A 16,279-nucleotide genomic window follows, 5' to 3' on the forward strand; every position below is an offset into this window, starting at 1 on the left:
CTATTCAAGATTAGAGTGTACTGAACGTAATTGACTTGCTGTAACCAAATTAGTATGAAGAGCTCTTAATACCAAGCTGTCAAACAATAGTAAAGAAGATTGTTCATACAAACTTCCCATAGGCTGAATTGAAGAGCCAGCTGTATCCTTGTCTTGGGCCTCAATTAATACAGTCACATCACATTTTTGATTAAGCGGTGCCTTTTTATTAGCTGTAAAAACTATAATTTTTGCTTTTGCTTTTTTAGCACTTTCTTCTTGCGAAATAAGAGTTGATGATTTACCACTAGCAGAATTAAAAATTAATAAATCATCTTTGCCAATCGCTGGTGCTGTTATCTCAGTGACTAGATGTACTCTAAGGCCAAACTGCGTTAACCGATTTGCAAGAGCATTTATCATTAAGCCACTTCTGCCTTCACCCGAAAGAAAAATACTTTTGGCATTCAAAAACATTCTTAAAATTTGGTCAGCTTTTTCATTTGTGAGATCACAATTTATATAGCTAAGTTCACTAATAATTTGATCAAATTCGTCAATCATTTCTGACATCCTTTGCTAGTCGCTGTCCCACTTTACCAGAAGGATGATTTAATAAAAAGGCTTTTTTGGTAAAATTTTCATCTTTCATTAGTATTGTTGCTATAACATCAAATAGAGAAATGACAGCCAAAGTACTGGTGGTAGCCAGCATATTAAACTCATCCAGTTCTTTTTCAACTTTAACTTTTACAACCAAATCTGCATTTTTTGCCAAAATCGAATCAACATTTTCAGTTACAGTGACAATTTTTGCCTGTTTTTCTTTAACATTTTGGTCAAAACTAGTTAATTCTTTAGTAGAACCACCTTTTGATATAAAGATGACAGTATCGCCTTTTTTCACTTGTCCTAAGCCACCATGAACTGCATCTGACGGATTAAGATAAAAAGCTGAGATACCTACAACATTTAATGTGTGGGTTGCTTTGCGGGCTGCCATTGCTGAAGTACCACAACCAGTGAGAAAAACATTATTAGTATTTTTTTCTATGGTTTTCAGTAAATGAGTAAAATCTTCTTCACTAATGCTTTGACCAAGCTTAATAATTTCTTCGCCTTCAGCTTGGAAAAGTGCCGAATAATTATTCATCTGTTTCACCTAGAATTGTGATTTCAATTTTTCTTTTTCTTGCTCTAGTTTGGTCAAAATCTGCAAAAAAGATCTGACCAACTGAACCTAAAAGTAGTTTATGCTGCTTAACTCCCAAGGTAACGCTTGACCCAAGGAAATCTGATCTCAAATGACCATCTGTATTTAACATCGTCCATTTAACCGCCGGATAATTAGGATCAGTCTTTTTCATTCCATAAGCAATATGCTCTGGACCAGGGCTAAGATAGGGATAATTCTCTGACTGCTGACGAGGAATTATCTTGTCTAATACATTAGTTAGATCAACTTGCAGGAAATCATCATCATAGTAATTTTTGTCATGCATATACTCGTCAAAATAGACAGAACATGTTGTATGCGTAGTTTGCACTAAGCAAATGCCATTAGCAATATTACTTTTGTTAACAGCGTCCTTTACTTGCTCCGTAATCATATGATAAGAAGGTCTGCCTTGGACTGTTTCTAGCTCTAATTCATCAAAATAGAAACTCATGATTCAATAGCTGCCTTTACTTTGTCCCATACTTGATCTGTACCAATACCTGTCAAAAGAGCTACACCATTAATTACCTTGTCTTTAATTTCATCAGGAACTATCGTAGTTGAAATAACAATATCATAATTGCCATTTTGAATGTTCTCAACTTCTTGACTAACAGCAGATTGCTTAATTTCAACGTCATTTTCAAAGCCATTCTCTTTTAGCCAGTCATTAACTTTTGCGTGGACAATGGTTGAAGTAGCATGTCCAGCACCACACATAATTAACATTTTTTTCATGATTATTCACCTTTCTCTGCACTTGGACCAGCATTAAATTTCTTAATTACATTTAAGTAGTATAGAAGGCCAAGTAAAACAACTATCAAAACACCCAAACCAATAAGACCGAAGTTTTGCGTCATCCAAACGAAAATTGAATTTGTCCATAATCCAGACAGTTCGAACGAAAACGCACCTTTCGTATTAATACTGTAATTGGCCAACCTGAAACTCTTCATTACTAATGGTGAAAGCCAAGTAGACAAATACAGCATTGGTACCGAATAGATGACTGCTCCTATTAAACTTCTGATAATATTGCCTTTAAAAGCACCAACTAATAGAGTAAATACATAAACATAAAGTGTTAAATCTCCTAGAGGCAAAACTTTATTACCAGGTAAAACTGTGGCTAAGAACAGTGAGATTGGAATCATTAAAACACTAGTAGCGATCACAGCTGGATGACCAACAGTTAAAGCAGCATCCATACCAATGTTTACTTTTTTACCGTGTAAATGCTTTTTAGTAAACTCTTGGGTTGCTGAAGAAATTGGGGTTAAACTTTCCATGAACATTGAAATCATTTTTGGCATGATCTTCAAAGTTGCGCCCATTTCAACTCCAAGTTGCAAAATACCAGAAACATCAAAGCCAGCTAGTAGTCCGATACCAACTCCTACAATAAAGCCAATAACTAATGGATCACCTAAAACGCCAAACCGTTTTTGAATTTTTTCTGGACTTGCGTCTAATTTGTTAAATCCTGGAATTTTATCAAATAACCAGTTTAACGGTACAGCTAAAATTGTGGCTGAAAGAGCCATTGTATGAGTTACAGCAATACCAGGCAAGTTGAAAAACTTTTCCGTAATTGGCTGCATCAAGTCTGCTAAAAACAATTCCAGTAGAAAACCACCAGCTAAAGCAATTATGCCGTATACATAATTACCTGAAACTGCCCATACCAGCAAACCAATAAATGTTGGTTGCCATAAATTCCAAATATCAACATTCAGTGTTCTTGTTAAACCAATCCACACTAAAACCAGATTTATTAAAATAGTTAGTGGAATTGCTAAAACACCTAAGGAACTGGAAAAGGCAAGTGGCCCTCCGACTCCACAACCAACATCCATAATACTTAACGACAAATGATATCTTGCAACCATCAATTTAATTGCAGGTTGCAAGTTAGTAGCCATCATGTTAACTACCATGTTCATTCCAATAAAACCAGCACTTAAGGTCAAACCGGAAATCAGTGCTTTAGATGGTTTTAAACCGACAATGAGACCCAAAATAATGATAATAATTGGTATACCAACTGTTGAGCCTAAGTTTAAGAACCAATGTATGGCCTGTACAAACATTTTTTACCACTCCTTTAATTCAATCCGTATTTCTTCAATATTTGATCTGCTTGATCAATTTCAGATGCTGACATCAACTCTTTAATAGCCGTTTTATTTTGGCAGAAAGTCATTAAATTGCTTAATAACTGCGCCTGTTCATGCGGCTTGCTCATTGCAATCATAAAGACAATGTTAACTTTGACATTGACAGATTTATTTACCATGCTTTTAAATTGAACGGGGTTTTTTAAAGTTGCTAGAGCTATCTGTGAAGTATTGACATATGCCGAATCCGTGTGAGGGATTGCCACTCCAAATCCCTCTTCAAGTTCTAACCCAGTTGGAAAGTCGGTTTCCCGTTTTAAAACATGTTCCAAATAACTATCTTTAATTACATCCCTTTCTTTCAGTGCTTTAGCCATTTTGGTAATTATTTCTGTGCTATTTCTTGCATCAACATCTAGCTTGATTATTCTTTTATCGAAGAACATTCCTTCATCCGCCTTTCTTTATGTCACAATATTAAGCGCTTTATTTATTAAAGGAAAAAGCAATTTTGCACCGCAAGGTGAAAATAAAAGGAGCATAACTTTCACTCTTACTGGGCAAAAATTATTTTGCAATAAAAGAGCGTATTGGCTATAAGTTATATTAAGGAGGAGATAAAATGGTCGAAGTAGCCGTATCTTTACATAGTGGCCCTAAAATCAATCTAGCAAAAACACTAACTTTATTAGAAAAAGGAGGAGCTGATTATTTTCATATTGACGTAATGGATGGTACTTTTGTTTCTGAAATTGATTTCGGCGAAAATCTGGTTAAGGAAATAAGTGATTACTCTTCAATCCCACTCGATGTTCATATGATGGTAAATAATCCAGAAAAATTAATTAACCACTACTGTTGTAAAACTACGAAAGTAATTGGCATACATGTAGAATCAACACAGCATATTCATCGTGCTCTATCATTAATTAAACATGCAGGCAAAAAAAGCGAAGTTATTATTAATCCCGGTACTCCTGTCAATGCCATAACTCCTGTTCTCGATTTCGTTGATCAAGTTATGGTCATGTCAGTTAATCCTGGAACAAGTGGTGCCAAATTTATCCCCAATACTATTAACAAAGTTAAAGAACTGGATGAACTGAGACAAATTAATCATTATCATTATCAAATTGAAGCCGATGGCAGCATTAGCAACCAAAATATTGGTGAACTAAAAAAAGCAGGACTTGATATTGCAGTTTCAGGTTCTTACATTTTTAAAGGCGATTTTAAAAAAAAAATTCAAACATTAAAAAATATATAAAAAAGCCATTTCCTTAATGGAAATGGTCTTTTTATCCCTTTTGAAAGCCAATTTTAAATACAATTTAATTTTGCATATTAAAAAAGGTCGTTTCAAGTAAAAGAAACGGCCTTTTATGTTACTTTTGGTGTCGGCAAAATTTCTACATGTTACGCTTCTCATTATACAAAACGAAAGCGTGACAAAATTGGACAATAATAACTTTCTCAGTCGTAATCAAATATTATTACCACTAATCAATTTTTTGACGAATTTTAGCAGCATCTTAGTTGGAATTGGTGGTTCACTAATTATCCGTGAATATTCAGATAATATCGTTATTAACGGCTTAATTTCGAGTATCAGTTCGTTAGCACTTATTTTGAGCGTTTTATTTATTGGTTCCAAGCTCGACAACACTGATAAGCGACGCATGCTTATCTGGATGTATATTTTACTGAGTTTATTTTTATTACTCCCTTTTACTTTCCCGCAAAAATACTTTGTACCCTTATACATTCTCGTTGACCTTTGTATAACAATGTTTAGCTTAGTAGAAGGGTTATCTTTCACTGGGAATTTAAAGTCACTTCTGACTGATAATGCACTGGAGCGAACTATTAACCATAATTCCATTGCCGGACTTATTGGTAATATTGCCAGTGTGGCAGCGATGGCAGTTTTAATTTTTACTACCCGCAACTATTTGTCTTTTCTCTTGGTAGCAAGCGGCGGCTTTTTTATAAACATCTTTCTCTCTATTGCTTTACGCCAGAGGCACTTTACAAAAAGCCAAAATAGTTTTAAAACTTTAACCCACCTCGTGACAGTTTGGCACAAAATAACTGCTAGCAAAGGCTTACGCGCCTCAATTATTGTCGCCATTTTTACCAGTGCTCTCCAATCAGTATTTAATGGGTTGATGATCTATTTTTGGAAAGCGATTGATCCTAACTACAGTCACGTTTACTGGCTACTAGTTGCCGTAGTCAGCGGTCTTTTCTTAGGTGCTGCTCTTATTCACTCTGATAATACATTTTGGCTACTTAGTACTTTAGTATTTATTACCACGCTGGCTTTAGGAATTTTCTTTTTAAACCAAACAATCGTTACTATGACTGTTATTACTGTACTGATATATGGCGAAACTTTACCAATCGCTAATTGGTGCAATAAAACTAGAATTAAAAGAACCGGTAAAGAGGTGCAGTCTTCCCAATCGAGTTTCCTGCAGCTGGGGAGTGCTCTCTTGAATATCATTTTTACTGTCGGAATATCTGCAATCGCCAATGCTTGCCACAAACCAGCTCTTACTTTACTTGCTGCAGGAATTGCCCTTTTACTTGTTTTTAGCCTTCTTGGCAATAATGTGCAGCGGTATCGCCAAGAAATGATCAATTAAAAATTGGTAAAAAATCAACCATCCCTCATAAAAGAAATGATTGATTTAAGTTAACTTTTTAAATTAGTGTGCTTCAAACAGTTATTATTCTTTTCTTCTGCGTTTAGTCCCCACACCTAAAAGACTCAAAACTAGTGCTGAAATACCTAAAAGAAGCATGCCTATTTGAGATTTTCTATCTGAACCTGTCTGAGCCAAAGTTCTGGTCTTTTTACTTGCACCATTAGACTTACTTAGTTGTTCACAACCGTTATTTGGCTTAGCGGTAGACTTGCCTTCTTTATTTGCCTTTTTATTAGTCTTATGTGTTCCCTTCTTATTCGGCTTTGTATTACCGCTAGAATTATGACTATTGTCATTGTCGCTTGGTTCCTGTCCTGGTTCTTTTCCCGGTTCCTTAGCGCTTTGATCATTCTTCGTGTAAACGTAAACCACATCTTGAGGTTGGCTGGTAAAGAAACCTGTAGCGTTATTAGGTCTGGTCTTTAACGTATAACCGGAAATAGTTTTTGTTTCAGTTTGATAGCCGTCACCAACATTACCGCTTAAAATAACATTAGGAGCGATTTGATTACCGTTTTCATCTTCATAATGAACCGTTACATCAGCGGCCTTAACAGGCGTTTTACCGTTAACATTGTCAGTAGGTTTTTGATAAATAAACATAATATCATCTACGTTTTCGCCTATCAGTCCTTTAGCATTTTTCGGCATAGCCGTTAAAACATAACCAGGAATTTCTTTAACTTTAGCTTCATAAGGAGTGCTGTATGTGCCAGTGTAGGTCTCATCAGGCGCAAGCGTCTTGCCCTTTTCATCTTGATAGTGAGCTGTTATTGTAGTTTCACGCACGTACGTTTCATCTTTTGCACCAACTTGCCAATTTTTCATCAGATCACCTGATGACCATTTTTCTGAGCCTTCAGGATCCTGCATTGTTTTCTTTCCAACATTTAACCAAGTTCCTGGTGTATCAAGACCCATAATTGAAACGAGTTTGTTTCCTTTTCCCAGTTTCAAAACTAGCAGGTTTTGGTGCCCTTTCAGCATATCATAGGTGCTACCATTACTACTCATATCAAAATTGCTGATGTCTAGGGTTCTTAAGTTCGAAAGTTTAGGATATTTACCATCTTCTTTAGGATCAGCGTAGAGATAAAACATTTGACTCATGCTTTTTACTTTAGAAGTATTGAAACTTGACAAATTCAAACCAACTAAACTATTCGTATCACGAAACATGTATGACATATCTATAACATTTGCAGTATCAAAGTTGCGCAGGTCTAAGTATGTTAATTTATTACATCCTTGAAACATACTATTCATAGTTGTAACTTGAGAGGTATCAAAGCTAGAGATGTTTAGGTCTTTTAGCTTTGTACATTTCATGAACATAAGTGACATATCCGTAACTTTACTAGTATTAAAGTTAGAAAGATCAAGTGAGACAAGGCTGGAATCCCAACCGAATACTGAACTCGTATCGCTAGAGTATGAATAATACATACTAAACATTGCTTTCATATTTTCAACATTTTTAGTATCAAAACTGTGTACATCAATGTTAGTCAAACTTGCACAGTGATTAAACATATATGACATGTCTTTAACATTAGCGGTATTGAAGCTAGTAACATTTAATTTTGCAAGACTCTCACACCCTGCAAACATCCATGACATATTTGTGACTTGGGAAGTATCAAAATTCTGCAAATCTAATTCTTTGAGACTTTTGCAACCAACAAACATATATGACATATCTTTGACTTGGGAAGTATCAAATTTACTTAGGTCAAGATCTTCGAGATTGGTACAGCGGTCAAACATATAAGACATGTTTTTAACATTTGAGGTGTTAAAATGAGAAAGATCTACGTGTTTAAGACTACTGCATTGACTAAACCAGGCATACATGGTGGTTGCTTCCGAAGTATCAACGTTTTCTAAACCTTCAATATCAGTTAGGCCTCTAAGACGAATAAAAACTGACTTAACATCGCCAACAACTTTAAAGTAGCCGTCAAAGATTACCTTTTTTACATGCGTACACTCAGGGTCTGGTCCATTTTGACCTAGAAATCCAGCTACAAGACCAGCATTACTTACAATAGTCGGATTATCCTTATCATGACTCCCACTTACAGTTAATACGTTAGTATCACTATCATAACTTTCGTCAGCATTACCCCACTTACCTGTTTTAATAGTTTTTGTACTAATTTTATTTTCATTCTTAGTGATGTCTGTTTCTGGTTGATCATTACCAGCAGAAGTTTGAGAGTTGGAATCTTTATTGTTGCCCTGCGGTGATTCTACACTCCCATTTTGAGTTTCATCTGCATTATCTGTAGTACCATTAGTATTTCCTTCTGGTGCAGTGGTATTCGCATTATCAGCAGTAGCGCCCTGATTATTTGCCTGAGATATAGTATTATTTGCTACTCGAGTTTCAACACGAATATCATTATCATTCCTATTAAAGCTTTGTGCAGTGTCTTGTGTTCCTGAATTGCTATCAGCCTTTACCACATTAGTATTCAAACTCATCAAACCAAGTGCGGCTGCCGTTAAACTGCTAAAAAGCAGTGCTCCAGTCCGCTTGTTGTGATCTAATCCTTTATTCATTTCTTACCTCTATCGTAAATGTAACTTTTTATCTACCTAAAAAAATATGCATATTATTACACCTTCAGTATATATATTAAACAATAACAAAGCAAGTTTATTTTAAATTATTTTTACTAAAATAATGATAAAGAAATTAAAATACCACAATAAAATTCAAAATATAAAATAACACCAACAGCTTTTATGCAATATATAATTATATACTAACAATATATTTATTAATTAAAAAATAAAACAAGTCGTTTCTGATAGTAGAAGCGACTTGTTTTCTAGTCATTATGAACAGTGGTTAAATGTAGTAATTATAATTGTTTAATTTGCTCTTCTATATTTAAAACCTCTAGCACATCCGTGGCGCATTCTGCACCTTTATTGCCCGATTTACCACCGGCACGATCAGTTGCTTGTGCAACCGTATCAGTCATTAGCACGCCAAACATCACTGGCACTGTGCCATTTGCTGATGCTGCTGCTAACTGTGAGGTAGTGCCTTCACAAACGTAGGTAAAGTGAGCTGTTTCGCCCCGAATTACTGCTCCGAGTGCAATGATGCCATCGACTTTGCCACTCTTTGCCAAGCAGTTGACTGTGCGGGCAATTTCGAATGCTCCAGGTACTCTCACAATCACAATATTTTCATCTTTCACGCCCGATTTTTTTAATTGTGACACAGCTCCAGAAAGGAGACGATCCGTTACCACACCATTAAACTGAGCAACAACAATACCAATCTTTTTATCTTGTCCTTGAGCAATGTTTCCGTTAATTTCTTTCATAATTAATCCACCTCATTTAAAATATGATTCATTTCATGTTTTTTAGTCGCTAAATATTTTTTGTTTTCTGCAGTCATGCCCACTTCAACTGGTATTCGTTTCGCAACTTTAATACCATAGTTTTCTAATTGTGCCACTTTGTCAGGATTATTGGTCATCAAATTAACCTCACTAACGCCCTTTTGTCTTAGGATTTCGGCTGCGACATTGTAGCGACGAGCATCAACCGGCAAGCCTAGATGCTGGTTAGCTTCTACCGTATTCATACCTTCATCTTGCAATTTATAGGCTCGTAACTTGTTTTCCAAACCAATTCCCCGACCTTCTTGACGCAAGTATAAAACCGCTCCTGAACCATTTTCTTCAATTTTAGTTAGTGCTTCAGCTAACTGAGCGCCGCAATCACAGCGTTTAGAGCCAAAAACATCCCCTGTCAAGCATTCACTGTGAAGCCGCAGCAAAAGTGGCTCACCTTTTTTAACTTCGCCTTTGCTAATTAACAAAGTAGGCTGCTTTTCGGGATGCTTTTTATCTCTAAACCCTTCAAGCTGGAAGTGACCGTACTTGGTGGGAAAATCAACCTTAGTAAAAGATTCAATCCCCAAATCTTTGTTTTCCTGATTTTTGCGGTATTCAATTAACTCTTCAATAGTCAAATAAGGAATGCCTAGTCCTTCCGCTAAAGCTTTCAAGTCTTTACGTCTAGCCATCGTTCCGTCTTTTTTAATGCATTCGCAGATAAAGCCAACAGGAGCAACTCCGGCCAATCTGGCTAAGTCTAATGCTGCTTCGGTGTGACCAGTACGTTCCAATACCCCACCTTCTTTAGCTACTAGCGGAAAAACATGACCAGGATGGTAAAAATCAGACCATTGGCTATTAGGATCAGCCAATTTTTTAATAGTCTTTGCCCGGTCAAAAGCTGAAATTCCCGTCGTAGTTTCAGTGGAATCAACACTAAGAGTGAAGGCCGTGCCAAAAGTATCGTTCGAACCCGTTTCAATTGGCTTCAACTGCAAACGGTCGGCATAAGCTTTGCTCATTGGTACGCACAATAATCCACGAGCCTTAGTAATCATCATATTAACTGCTTGTGGTGTAACCTTTTCTGCTAAGCCAATCATATCCCCTTCAGACTCGCGCTGAGGTGAATCAGCCACAATTACCAATCCGCCTTTTAACATATGCTGTAATACTTTTTGTATTTTTTCATTCAATTGTTCTGTCATTTTTTTCTCCATCAAAATTCTTTTTTCCAAGCCTGAATCTGCTTAACTGCGTAGCGACCAATCATATCCACTTCAATATTTGCTCTATCGCCTACCTGGTAGTGAGCCAAAGTAGTATTTTGGATGGTATAAGGTATTAAGCTTACTCCAAAATGATCATTCTCTGCCATCGTGACTGTTAGGCTAATACCATCAATAGCAATTGATCCTTTTTCAACAATAAAGGGATCATACTTATGTGGTACTTGAAATTCCAATTCAATAGAATTTTCGTTTTCAACTCGTTTTACCAGCTCGGCTGTTGTATCAATGTGTCCTGCAACAATATGTCCATCAAGTTTGCCGTTTAACTCTAGTGAAGGCTCCAAATTTACCAAGCTACCTTTTTGCAACTTGCCTAGATTAGTTCTTTTCATTGTTTCTGGCATTACATCAACTGCAAAGTCTTCTTCGCTCCAGTCAGTAATGGTTAAACAAATGCCGTTCACGGCAATACTTGCTCCCAATGGCAAATCTGTTTGTATCAGTTCAGGTGCACAAATACCTAGTCTTGCATGTTGCGCACTAATTTCCAAGCGGGTAATCGTACCCGTTGTTTGAATTATTCCTGTAAACATCCTTTTCTCCTCACGCGAATTCTTACGTCTTGTCCTAAACTTTTAACATCCAATAATTGGTAGTGACTTATTTCTGTTAAAGCCTGTCCGTACACAGCAGACAGTGCTGTGCCACCCAACACCAGAGGTGCAATATATGTTACTATTTCATCCACCAAATCAGTTGCTATAAACTGGGCCTGTACATTGCTTCCACCTTCAACTAACAACGATTGAATTTCATGTTCAGCCAAAAGCCGGATTACCTTTTGGGGTGTCCAATTGCTAGCAGTATAACAGCACACATTTTCTCCAACATTTTGAGTTAAGTTTGTTTCACTCAGTAACCAAATTTGACCGCGAGTCTTAAATATTCGACTGGTAAAGTCTAACCGATTGGCATCCTTAGTTAAAACAATCCTAATAGGTGGATGTGGTAAGTTTTTTATTCTGACAGTTAAAAGCGGATTGTCGATGCGTAATGTGTTTGCACCAATTAAAATGGCTTGATTTTGCAACCGCAATTTTTGTACATCAAGTTGAGCCGCATCCCGAGTCAAAAGTGTTCTTCTTTTGCCCGCGGCATTAATTTTGCCATCAATAGACATTGCATATTTAAGTGTCACAAATGGTCTTTCTTGCTGATAAAAAAAGTTATACGCAACATTTAAACTCTCAGTGCCACCAATGACTTCAGTTTGAACCCCATGACTTTTAAGATATTTAATGCCCTTACCTGCCACAATTTGATGAGGATCGACCTGACCGATAACAACTTTTTTGATTCCGGCCTCGGCTACTTTTTTGCAACAAGGTGGCTGCTTACCATAATGACTGCAAGGCTCCAATGTTACATACAAAGTTGCTCCCTGAGCTTGTTTGGGATCTGCTAAGTGCGACAGTGTATTTACTTCCGCATGTTCTTTGCCAAATTGATGGTGGTAGCCAGTTGCTATAACCTGATCATCTTTAACCAAAACTGCACCAACTAATGGGTTTGTCCAAGTCATTCCCTGGGCTTTTAAAGCTTCTTGGACTGCCATTTGCATATAATCTCTATCCTGCACTATTTCACTTCCTAAGCATTAAAAACCTCGTTGATAAAATCAACGAGGCTTATTTTATATTCATCAAATAAGATTTCAGCGAAGTTTAATAACGACGCGAGTTTTCTGTCTAATCTTGTTTGTTCTTCTCCCATCCAGACTTTAACTGTCGGTACTAGACTTGCACTAGTTCCACCGCAAAACGCGGGTCACGGACTTCAATTATTAATTGTCACCGTCGGTAAGGAATTACACCCTGCCCCGAAGAAACCGTATTCAACTGTTATTAGTATAATATAGTTATGCACTATCGGCAATAGCAAATTTATTGTTAATATTATTAAAAAATTATAGACAGCTACTAAGTTAAATTATAAAGGCTATTTACTGGGTTTTTCTTATTTTATACTTAATAAAAAATAATTTTCAAAATTAAAAAGCAGTAACTAAATTAATTACTGCTTTTTTAAATTTTATCTAGATGCATCACCAGTCAACTGTTAATACATATATTTCTTTATAGCTGCTTTTGGATCCATTCCCGCACGTATCTTCAGTTCCAGTTCAATTGCTACGTCAGCCAAGATCACCTGTGGATCGATAACGTTATAAGGATGATCTGGAGCTTTTTCCTGAGCCAGCGACAATTCAGTACAGCCCAGTAAAATCACATTGCACCCATATTGATCATGCATTGTTTGCAATATGTGGTGGTAAAGTTCGCCATTAACCACACCTTTTTCCTTGATATTTGAATAAATCAGTTCAGTAACCATTGGCTGAATCTCAGATCCTCCAAGTTCAACCTCGCGCCCTACTTCTTTAATCTCATCTTCATACAAATGATCGTAAATTGATCCTTCGGTGGCAATTAAACCAATTTTTTTCTCTTGTGGATAATCGGTTATAAACTTATGAACAGCAATACGCATCATATGCAAAAAAGGTATGTCTGTCAGTTTAGCCAAGTCATCATAACAATAATGAGCCGTATTACATGGCATTACAAAAAAATCAGGCTTTAGTTGTGCTTGCTGGAGCATATCCTCACGCAAAGCAGTGAAGAAATTAGGCTTGCTGGGATCTTTGATATATGCTGTACGATCAGGAACTTGTGCATCATTAACTAAAATATAATTTAAATAATCCTGATCTTTAGTAATTTTGATACGATGATTAATCATCCGGACATAACTTTCAGTCGCAATAGTGCCCATACCGCCAATAATACTAAAAAAATGTTTCATTATACCTGCTTTTCTAACTTCTAAAGTGTTCTTTTTTGCCTTCAAGCTCATTAATTACCTGTTGAGCAACCATAATATCAGATGGATATGGTGTATCTACACCACGAATTTTTTGAAAACCGTCTGCACCTTTACCGCAAATCAGGACAATATCACCTTTTTTCGATAAATTAATGGCTTCATATATGGCCTTCTTACGATCTAGTTCTATTGTTACATCAACTTTAGAATGATCAATTCCGGCATCAATTTCCTGTGCAATTTCTTTTGGATCTTCAAATCCAGGGTCATCAGTAGTTAAAAAAGCTTTATCCGCATATGCATTTAAACTGTGACTAAAACCGGGACGGCGAGAGACACCCTTATCACCTGGAGCACCTACAACAACAATGATTTTTGGATTATTAAATTCACGTTGCATAAAGCCCATAAGTGCCATCATGGAAGCTTCGTTATGTGCATAATCTACAACCACTACACCATGGTCTTTGGTCACTTCTGTCTGCATCCGTCCAGGAACTGTTACTTGACTAATTCCTTTAGCAGCATCGTCATGGTTCATTCCGGCCAGTCCGGCTCCAATTACTGCAGCCGTACCGTTTGATTCATTAAAGTCACCCAGCATCTTTAACTGGTAATCACCAGCTATTTTAAGCTGCTTTGCTTTGTCACTGACACATAATACCTGGAATTTAGTCTGAGCCATATCAAGTTTTTCGGTTGCAAAGCGAAAATCAATTGTCTGTTTTAGGTTCGGATTGGTAAATTTTTCGTCAGCAAACAAGTAGATACTGTCTGGATCAGTAGTAGTCGTGGCAGCAGCATAAACTTCGTCAAAATGGTCAGTCTGAGCGTTAATAATACACTTGCGCGCATTAACCAATAATTGCAGTTTACAGTGCAGATAATCAGCAAAGTTAGGATGCTCATTAGGTCCAATATGATCGGGTGAAATGTTTAAGAAAAAGCCTAAATCATAAGTTAGTCCAAACACCCTGTTTTTCTTATAAGCCTGACTGGAAACTTCCATAACCATGTGCGTCATACCATTGTCCACAGCCGTTCGCATATCACGAAACAAATCAAGTGATTCAGGAGTGGTTAAGCTGGATTTAAAAGTATCATCTTTTCCCTGACCCACAACTGTGTTGACAGAAGAAATCAGTGCTGTTTTGCCACCATTGACTTGATCCAGCATTCCTTTTAGAAAATAAGCAGTAGTGGTTTTACCTTTAGTACCAGTAATAGCAATTAAATATAAATCATCTTGAGGAAAGCGGAAAAAGGCTGCAGATAATAGAGCCATTGCCTTAGAAACATTGCGCACAATCAGTGCATGCATTCCCTTGCCTTCTGGATATGGTTGCTCTGCTACATAACAGTTGGCACCATTTGCTTTTGCCATTGACAAAAAGGTAGGACGAAAGCCAGCACCTTTACAAAAGAACAGTGTATTGGTTTGAACATCCCGTGAATCATATGACACATATTCCATTTTAGATGGGACGGTGTCCTGAACAGCACTCGATTTAAGCAGATGGTGCTCTTTTAAAATTAAAATACAGGTATTTAAAGAAATACTCATGCTATACTCCTCTATTTATTATCTCAGTCAAAATTATACCACAGCTATGCTGGAGTTTTTTCACTCTTTAGGTTCAAAGGCAGACAAATAATGAAACGTGTCCAATCTTTATCAGATTCACAACGAATTTTGCCGTGATGAAGATCAACAATGCTTTTGGTAATTGATAGACCCAGTCCTGTACCACCTGTTTTAGTATTCCGAGATCCTTCTACTCTATAGAACCGTTCAAATATTTTTTTTAACGACTCTTCAGGAATTTGGGCACCATTATTTTCTACCCGTAGTTCAACTTCATTGTTGTTGACCAAATTAGCAATCAAATTAATTTGTGTTGCCCCTGTACCATATTTCAAAGCATTGGTAATGAGATTGTTATAAACGCGTACTAACTTTTCCGCATCAGCTTCAATCGTTAAATTTTTAGGTCTTGCTTCAATATTAAATACTATCCCTTTTTCTTGACCTTCAAATTCAAATCCCGCTGCCACCTGTTCTAACATAGAAAAAATATGTAAAGAAGACAGATTTAGTTTAGTACTTGTTGATTTTAACGTTGTATACTCAAGCAGATCATGAGCCAGAGACTTCATTTGCTCTGCCTTCATATAGGCGATATTAAGATATTTTTGCTGATCTGCTGGATCTGACACCCCCGATTTAAGTAATCCCAAATATCCAATGATAGAAGTTAAGGGCGTCCTGATATCATGAGAAACATTACTGATTAATTCATCTTTAGATTTTTCAATCGCCTTTTCTTCATTGATTGCGTTGACTGTACTATCAACTAATGAATTAATCGAATCAATTACTTTTTGTAGGTCTGTTTTGACTTTAAAAGAAATTGTATGATCAAAATGTCCCTTTGCAATATAATGCAGTTCAGAAATAACATGTCTTAACTGCATTTGATGATAACGCCGAATTAAGCGCCAGTAGAGAACGATTAAATCGCCAATACCCATAAAAATAATAAAGGTATTTTGCCAAGACCATAAATGGCGTCCACCAGCAAAAGTAATGGTCTTTTTTAAAAAATAAATGCCGTTAACCAGGTTTTTATTTTGTAAAATTGTCAAGTTGATTAAAATAATCACCGATAGGTTTAACAATAACAGCAAAATAACCGTTATAACGCCTTCAGCAAACAACTCGCTTTTTTCAGCAGCTGTCAGCTTGACCCTTTCTTTTTTCATCTAG

The 16,279-nt window shown here is 36.6% G+C and carries 16 protein-coding genes and 1 riboswitch; of the genes, 2 read left to right on the forward strand and 14 right to left on the reverse strand.

Annotated elements, in window-relative coordinates; translation table 11 throughout:
* From hxlB to LACWKB10_RS03690, 6 genes are read right to left on the reverse strand one after another with little or no spacing between them, the layout of a single operon-like run.
* Complete coding sequence (gene hxlB / locus LACWKB10_RS03665; protein ID WP_034978868.1) at positions 1–543, reverse strand: 6-phospho-3-hexuloisomerase; 543 nt, start codon at positions 541–543, stop codon at positions 1–3.
* Positions 536–1,132 carry an SIS domain-containing protein gene (locus LACWKB10_RS03670; RefSeq protein WP_034978870.1) on the reverse strand — a complete coding sequence of 199 codons (597 nt, stop codon included), beginning with the start codon at positions 1,130–1,132 and terminating at the stop codon, positions 536–538. Before LACWKB10_RS03670 ends, hxlB begins: the two co-directional genes overlap by 8 nt.
* Positions 1,125–1,649: a YjbQ family protein gene (locus LACWKB10_RS03675; protein ID WP_034978872.1), complete on the reverse strand. Its 525-nt coding sequence runs from the start codon at positions 1,647–1,649 to the stop codon at positions 1,125–1,127. Before LACWKB10_RS03675 ends, LACWKB10_RS03670 begins: the two co-directional genes overlap by 8 nt.
* Entirely contained in the window at positions 1,646–1,936 is a 291-nt protein-coding gene (locus LACWKB10_RS03680) for a PTS sugar transporter subunit IIB (RefSeq protein ID WP_034978874.1), read from the reverse strand. The genes LACWKB10_RS03675 and LACWKB10_RS03680 overlap by 4 nt, the downstream gene beginning before the upstream one ends.
* Before the next feature lie 2 nt (positions 1,937–1,938).
* Complete coding sequence (locus tag LACWKB10_RS03685) at positions 1,939–3,291, reverse strand: PTS galactitol transporter subunit IIC (protein ID WP_034978877.1); 1,353 nt, start codon at positions 3,289–3,291, stop codon at positions 1,939–1,941.
* Positions 3,292–3,305: 14 nt separating this feature from the next.
* Positions 3,306–3,764, reverse strand: a complete 459-nt coding sequence (locus LACWKB10_RS03690) for a PTS sugar transporter subunit IIA (RefSeq protein ID WP_034978879.1) — start codon at positions 3,762–3,764, stop codon at positions 3,306–3,308.
* Between the two features lie 176 nt (positions 3,765–3,940).
* Here LACWKB10_RS03690 and rpe point away from each other — a divergent pair, with 176 nt between their 5' ends.
* Positions 3,941–4,585: a ribulose-phosphate 3-epimerase gene (gene rpe / locus LACWKB10_RS03695; protein ID WP_034978880.1), complete on the forward strand. Its 645-nt coding sequence runs from the start codon at positions 3,941–3,943 to the stop codon at positions 4,583–4,585.
* Positions 4,586–4,772: 187 nt separating this feature from the next.
* Positions 4,773–5,966, forward strand: a complete 1,194-nt coding sequence (locus LACWKB10_RS03700; RefSeq protein ID WP_152560555.1) for a hypothetical protein — start codon at positions 4,773–4,775, stop codon at positions 5,964–5,966.
* Positions 5,967–6,050: 84 nt separating this feature from the next.
* On the opposite strand, the gene LACWKB10_RS09805 is transcribed toward LACWKB10_RS03700, so the two are convergent.
* The 8 genes from LACWKB10_RS09805 to LACWKB10_RS03740 form a co-directional block, all read right to left on the reverse strand.
* Positions 6,051–8,594 carry a BspA family leucine-rich repeat surface protein gene (locus tag LACWKB10_RS09805; protein WP_052060275.1) on the reverse strand — a complete coding sequence of 848 codons (2,544 nt, stop codon included), beginning with the start codon at positions 8,592–8,594 and terminating at the stop codon, positions 6,051–6,053.
* Between the two features lie 305 nt (positions 8,595–8,899).
* Complete coding sequence (gene ribH, locus LACWKB10_RS03710) at positions 8,900–9,373, reverse strand: 6,7-dimethyl-8-ribityllumazine synthase (RefSeq protein ID WP_034978883.1); 474 nt, start codon at positions 9,371–9,373, stop codon at positions 8,900–8,902.
* Positions 9,374–9,375: 2 nt separating this feature from the next.
* On the reverse strand, positions 9,376–10,602 hold the full coding sequence (locus tag LACWKB10_RS03715) for a bifunctional 3,4-dihydroxy-2-butanone-4-phosphate synthase/GTP cyclohydrolase II (RefSeq protein WP_034979046.1): 1,227 nt from the start codon (positions 10,600–10,602) through the stop codon (positions 9,376–9,378).
* A gap of 11 nt (positions 10,603–10,613) precedes the next feature.
* Positions 10,614–11,219 carry a riboflavin synthase gene (gene ribE / locus LACWKB10_RS03720; protein ID WP_034978885.1) on the reverse strand — a complete coding sequence of 202 codons (606 nt, stop codon included), beginning with the start codon at positions 11,217–11,219 and terminating at the stop codon, positions 10,614–10,616.
* Positions 11,204–12,265 carry a bifunctional diaminohydroxyphosphoribosylaminopyrimidine deaminase/5-amino-6-(5-phosphoribosylamino)uracil reductase RibD gene (gene ribD, locus LACWKB10_RS03725; RefSeq protein WP_235191497.1) on the reverse strand — a complete coding sequence of 354 codons (1,062 nt, stop codon included), beginning with the start codon at positions 12,263–12,265 and terminating at the stop codon, positions 11,204–11,206. Before ribD ends, ribE begins: the two co-directional genes overlap by 16 nt.
* Positions 12,266–12,383: 118 nt before the next feature.
* Positions 12,384–12,517, reverse strand: a riboswitch (FMN riboswitch).
* A 227-nt stretch (positions 12,518–12,744) separates the two neighbouring features.
* Positions 12,745–13,491 carry an aspartate/glutamate racemase family protein gene (locus tag LACWKB10_RS03730; RefSeq protein WP_034979050.1) on the reverse strand — a complete coding sequence of 249 codons (747 nt, stop codon included), beginning with the start codon at positions 13,489–13,491 and terminating at the stop codon, positions 12,745–12,747.
* A gap of 13 nt (positions 13,492–13,504) precedes the next feature.
* Positions 13,505–15,076 (reverse strand): UDP-N-acetylmuramoyl-L-alanyl-D-glutamate--2,6-diaminopimelate ligase, encoded by a 1,572-nt coding sequence (locus LACWKB10_RS03735; RefSeq protein WP_034978887.1) that lies wholly within the window; start codon positions 15,074–15,076, stop codon positions 13,505–13,507.
* A gap of 44 nt (positions 15,077–15,120) precedes the next feature.
* Positions 15,121–16,275 (reverse strand): cell wall metabolism sensor histidine kinase WalK, encoded by a 1,155-nt coding sequence (locus LACWKB10_RS03740; protein WP_034978889.1) that lies wholly within the window; start codon positions 16,273–16,275, stop codon positions 15,121–15,123.
* Between the last annotated feature and the right edge of the window lie 4 nt (positions 16,276–16,279).

Origin of the sequence: Lactobacillus sp. wkB10, from assembly GCF_000760615.1 — a bacterium.
Taxonomy (GTDB): Bacteria; Bacillota; Bacilli; order Lactobacillales; family Lactobacillaceae; genus Lactobacillus; species Lactobacillus huangpiensis.

Coding starts and splice junctions, on each gene's coding strand:
- ribH (WP_034978883.1), bottom strand. CDS start 9,373: ATGAAAGAAATTAACGGAAACATTGCTCAAGGACAAGATAAAAAGATT.
- LACWKB10_RS03670 (WP_034978870.1), bottom strand. CDS start 1,132: ATGAATAATTATTCGGCACTTTTCCAAGCTGAAGGCGAAGAAATTATT.
- LACWKB10_RS03685 (WP_034978877.1), bottom strand. CDS start 3,291: ATGTTTGTACAGGCCATACATTGGTTCTTAAACTTAGGCTCAACAGTT.
- hxlB (WP_034978868.1), bottom strand. CDS start 543: ATGATTGACGAATTTGATCAAATTATTAGTGAACTTAGCTATATAAAT.
- LACWKB10_RS03730 (WP_034979050.1), bottom strand. CDS start 13,491: ATGAAACATTTTTTTAGTATTATTGGCGGTATGGGCACTATTGCGACT.
- LACWKB10_RS09805 (WP_052060275.1), bottom strand. CDS start 8,594: ATGAATAAAGGATTAGATCACAACAAGCGGACTGGAGCACTGCTTTTT.
- LACWKB10_RS03735 (WP_034978887.1), bottom strand. CDS start 15,076: ATGAGTATTTCTTTAAATACCTGTATTTTAATTTTAAAAGAGCACCAT.
- LACWKB10_RS03690 (WP_034978879.1), bottom strand. CDS start 3,764: ATGTTCTTCGATAAAAGAATAATCAAGCTAGATGTTGATGCAAGAAAT.
- rpe (WP_034978880.1), top strand. CDS start 3,941: ATGGTCGAAGTAGCCGTATCTTTACATAGTGGCCCTAAAATCAATCTA.
- LACWKB10_RS03680 (WP_034978874.1), bottom strand. CDS start 1,936: ATGAAAAAAATGTTAATTATGTGTGGTGCTGGACATGCTACTTCAACC.
- LACWKB10_RS03740 (WP_034978889.1), bottom strand. CDS start 16,275: ATGAAAAAAGAAAGGGTCAAGCTGACAGCTGCTGAAAAAAGCGAGTTG.
- LACWKB10_RS03715 (WP_034979046.1), bottom strand. CDS start 10,602: ATGACAGAACAATTGAATGAAAAAATACAAAAAGTATTACAGCATATG.
- LACWKB10_RS03675 (WP_034978872.1), bottom strand. CDS start 1,649: ATGAGTTTCTATTTTGATGAATTAGAGCTAGAAACAGTCCAAGGCAGA.
- ribE (WP_034978885.1), bottom strand. CDS start 11,219: ATGTTTACAGGAATAATTCAAACAACGGGTACGATTACCCGCTTGGAA.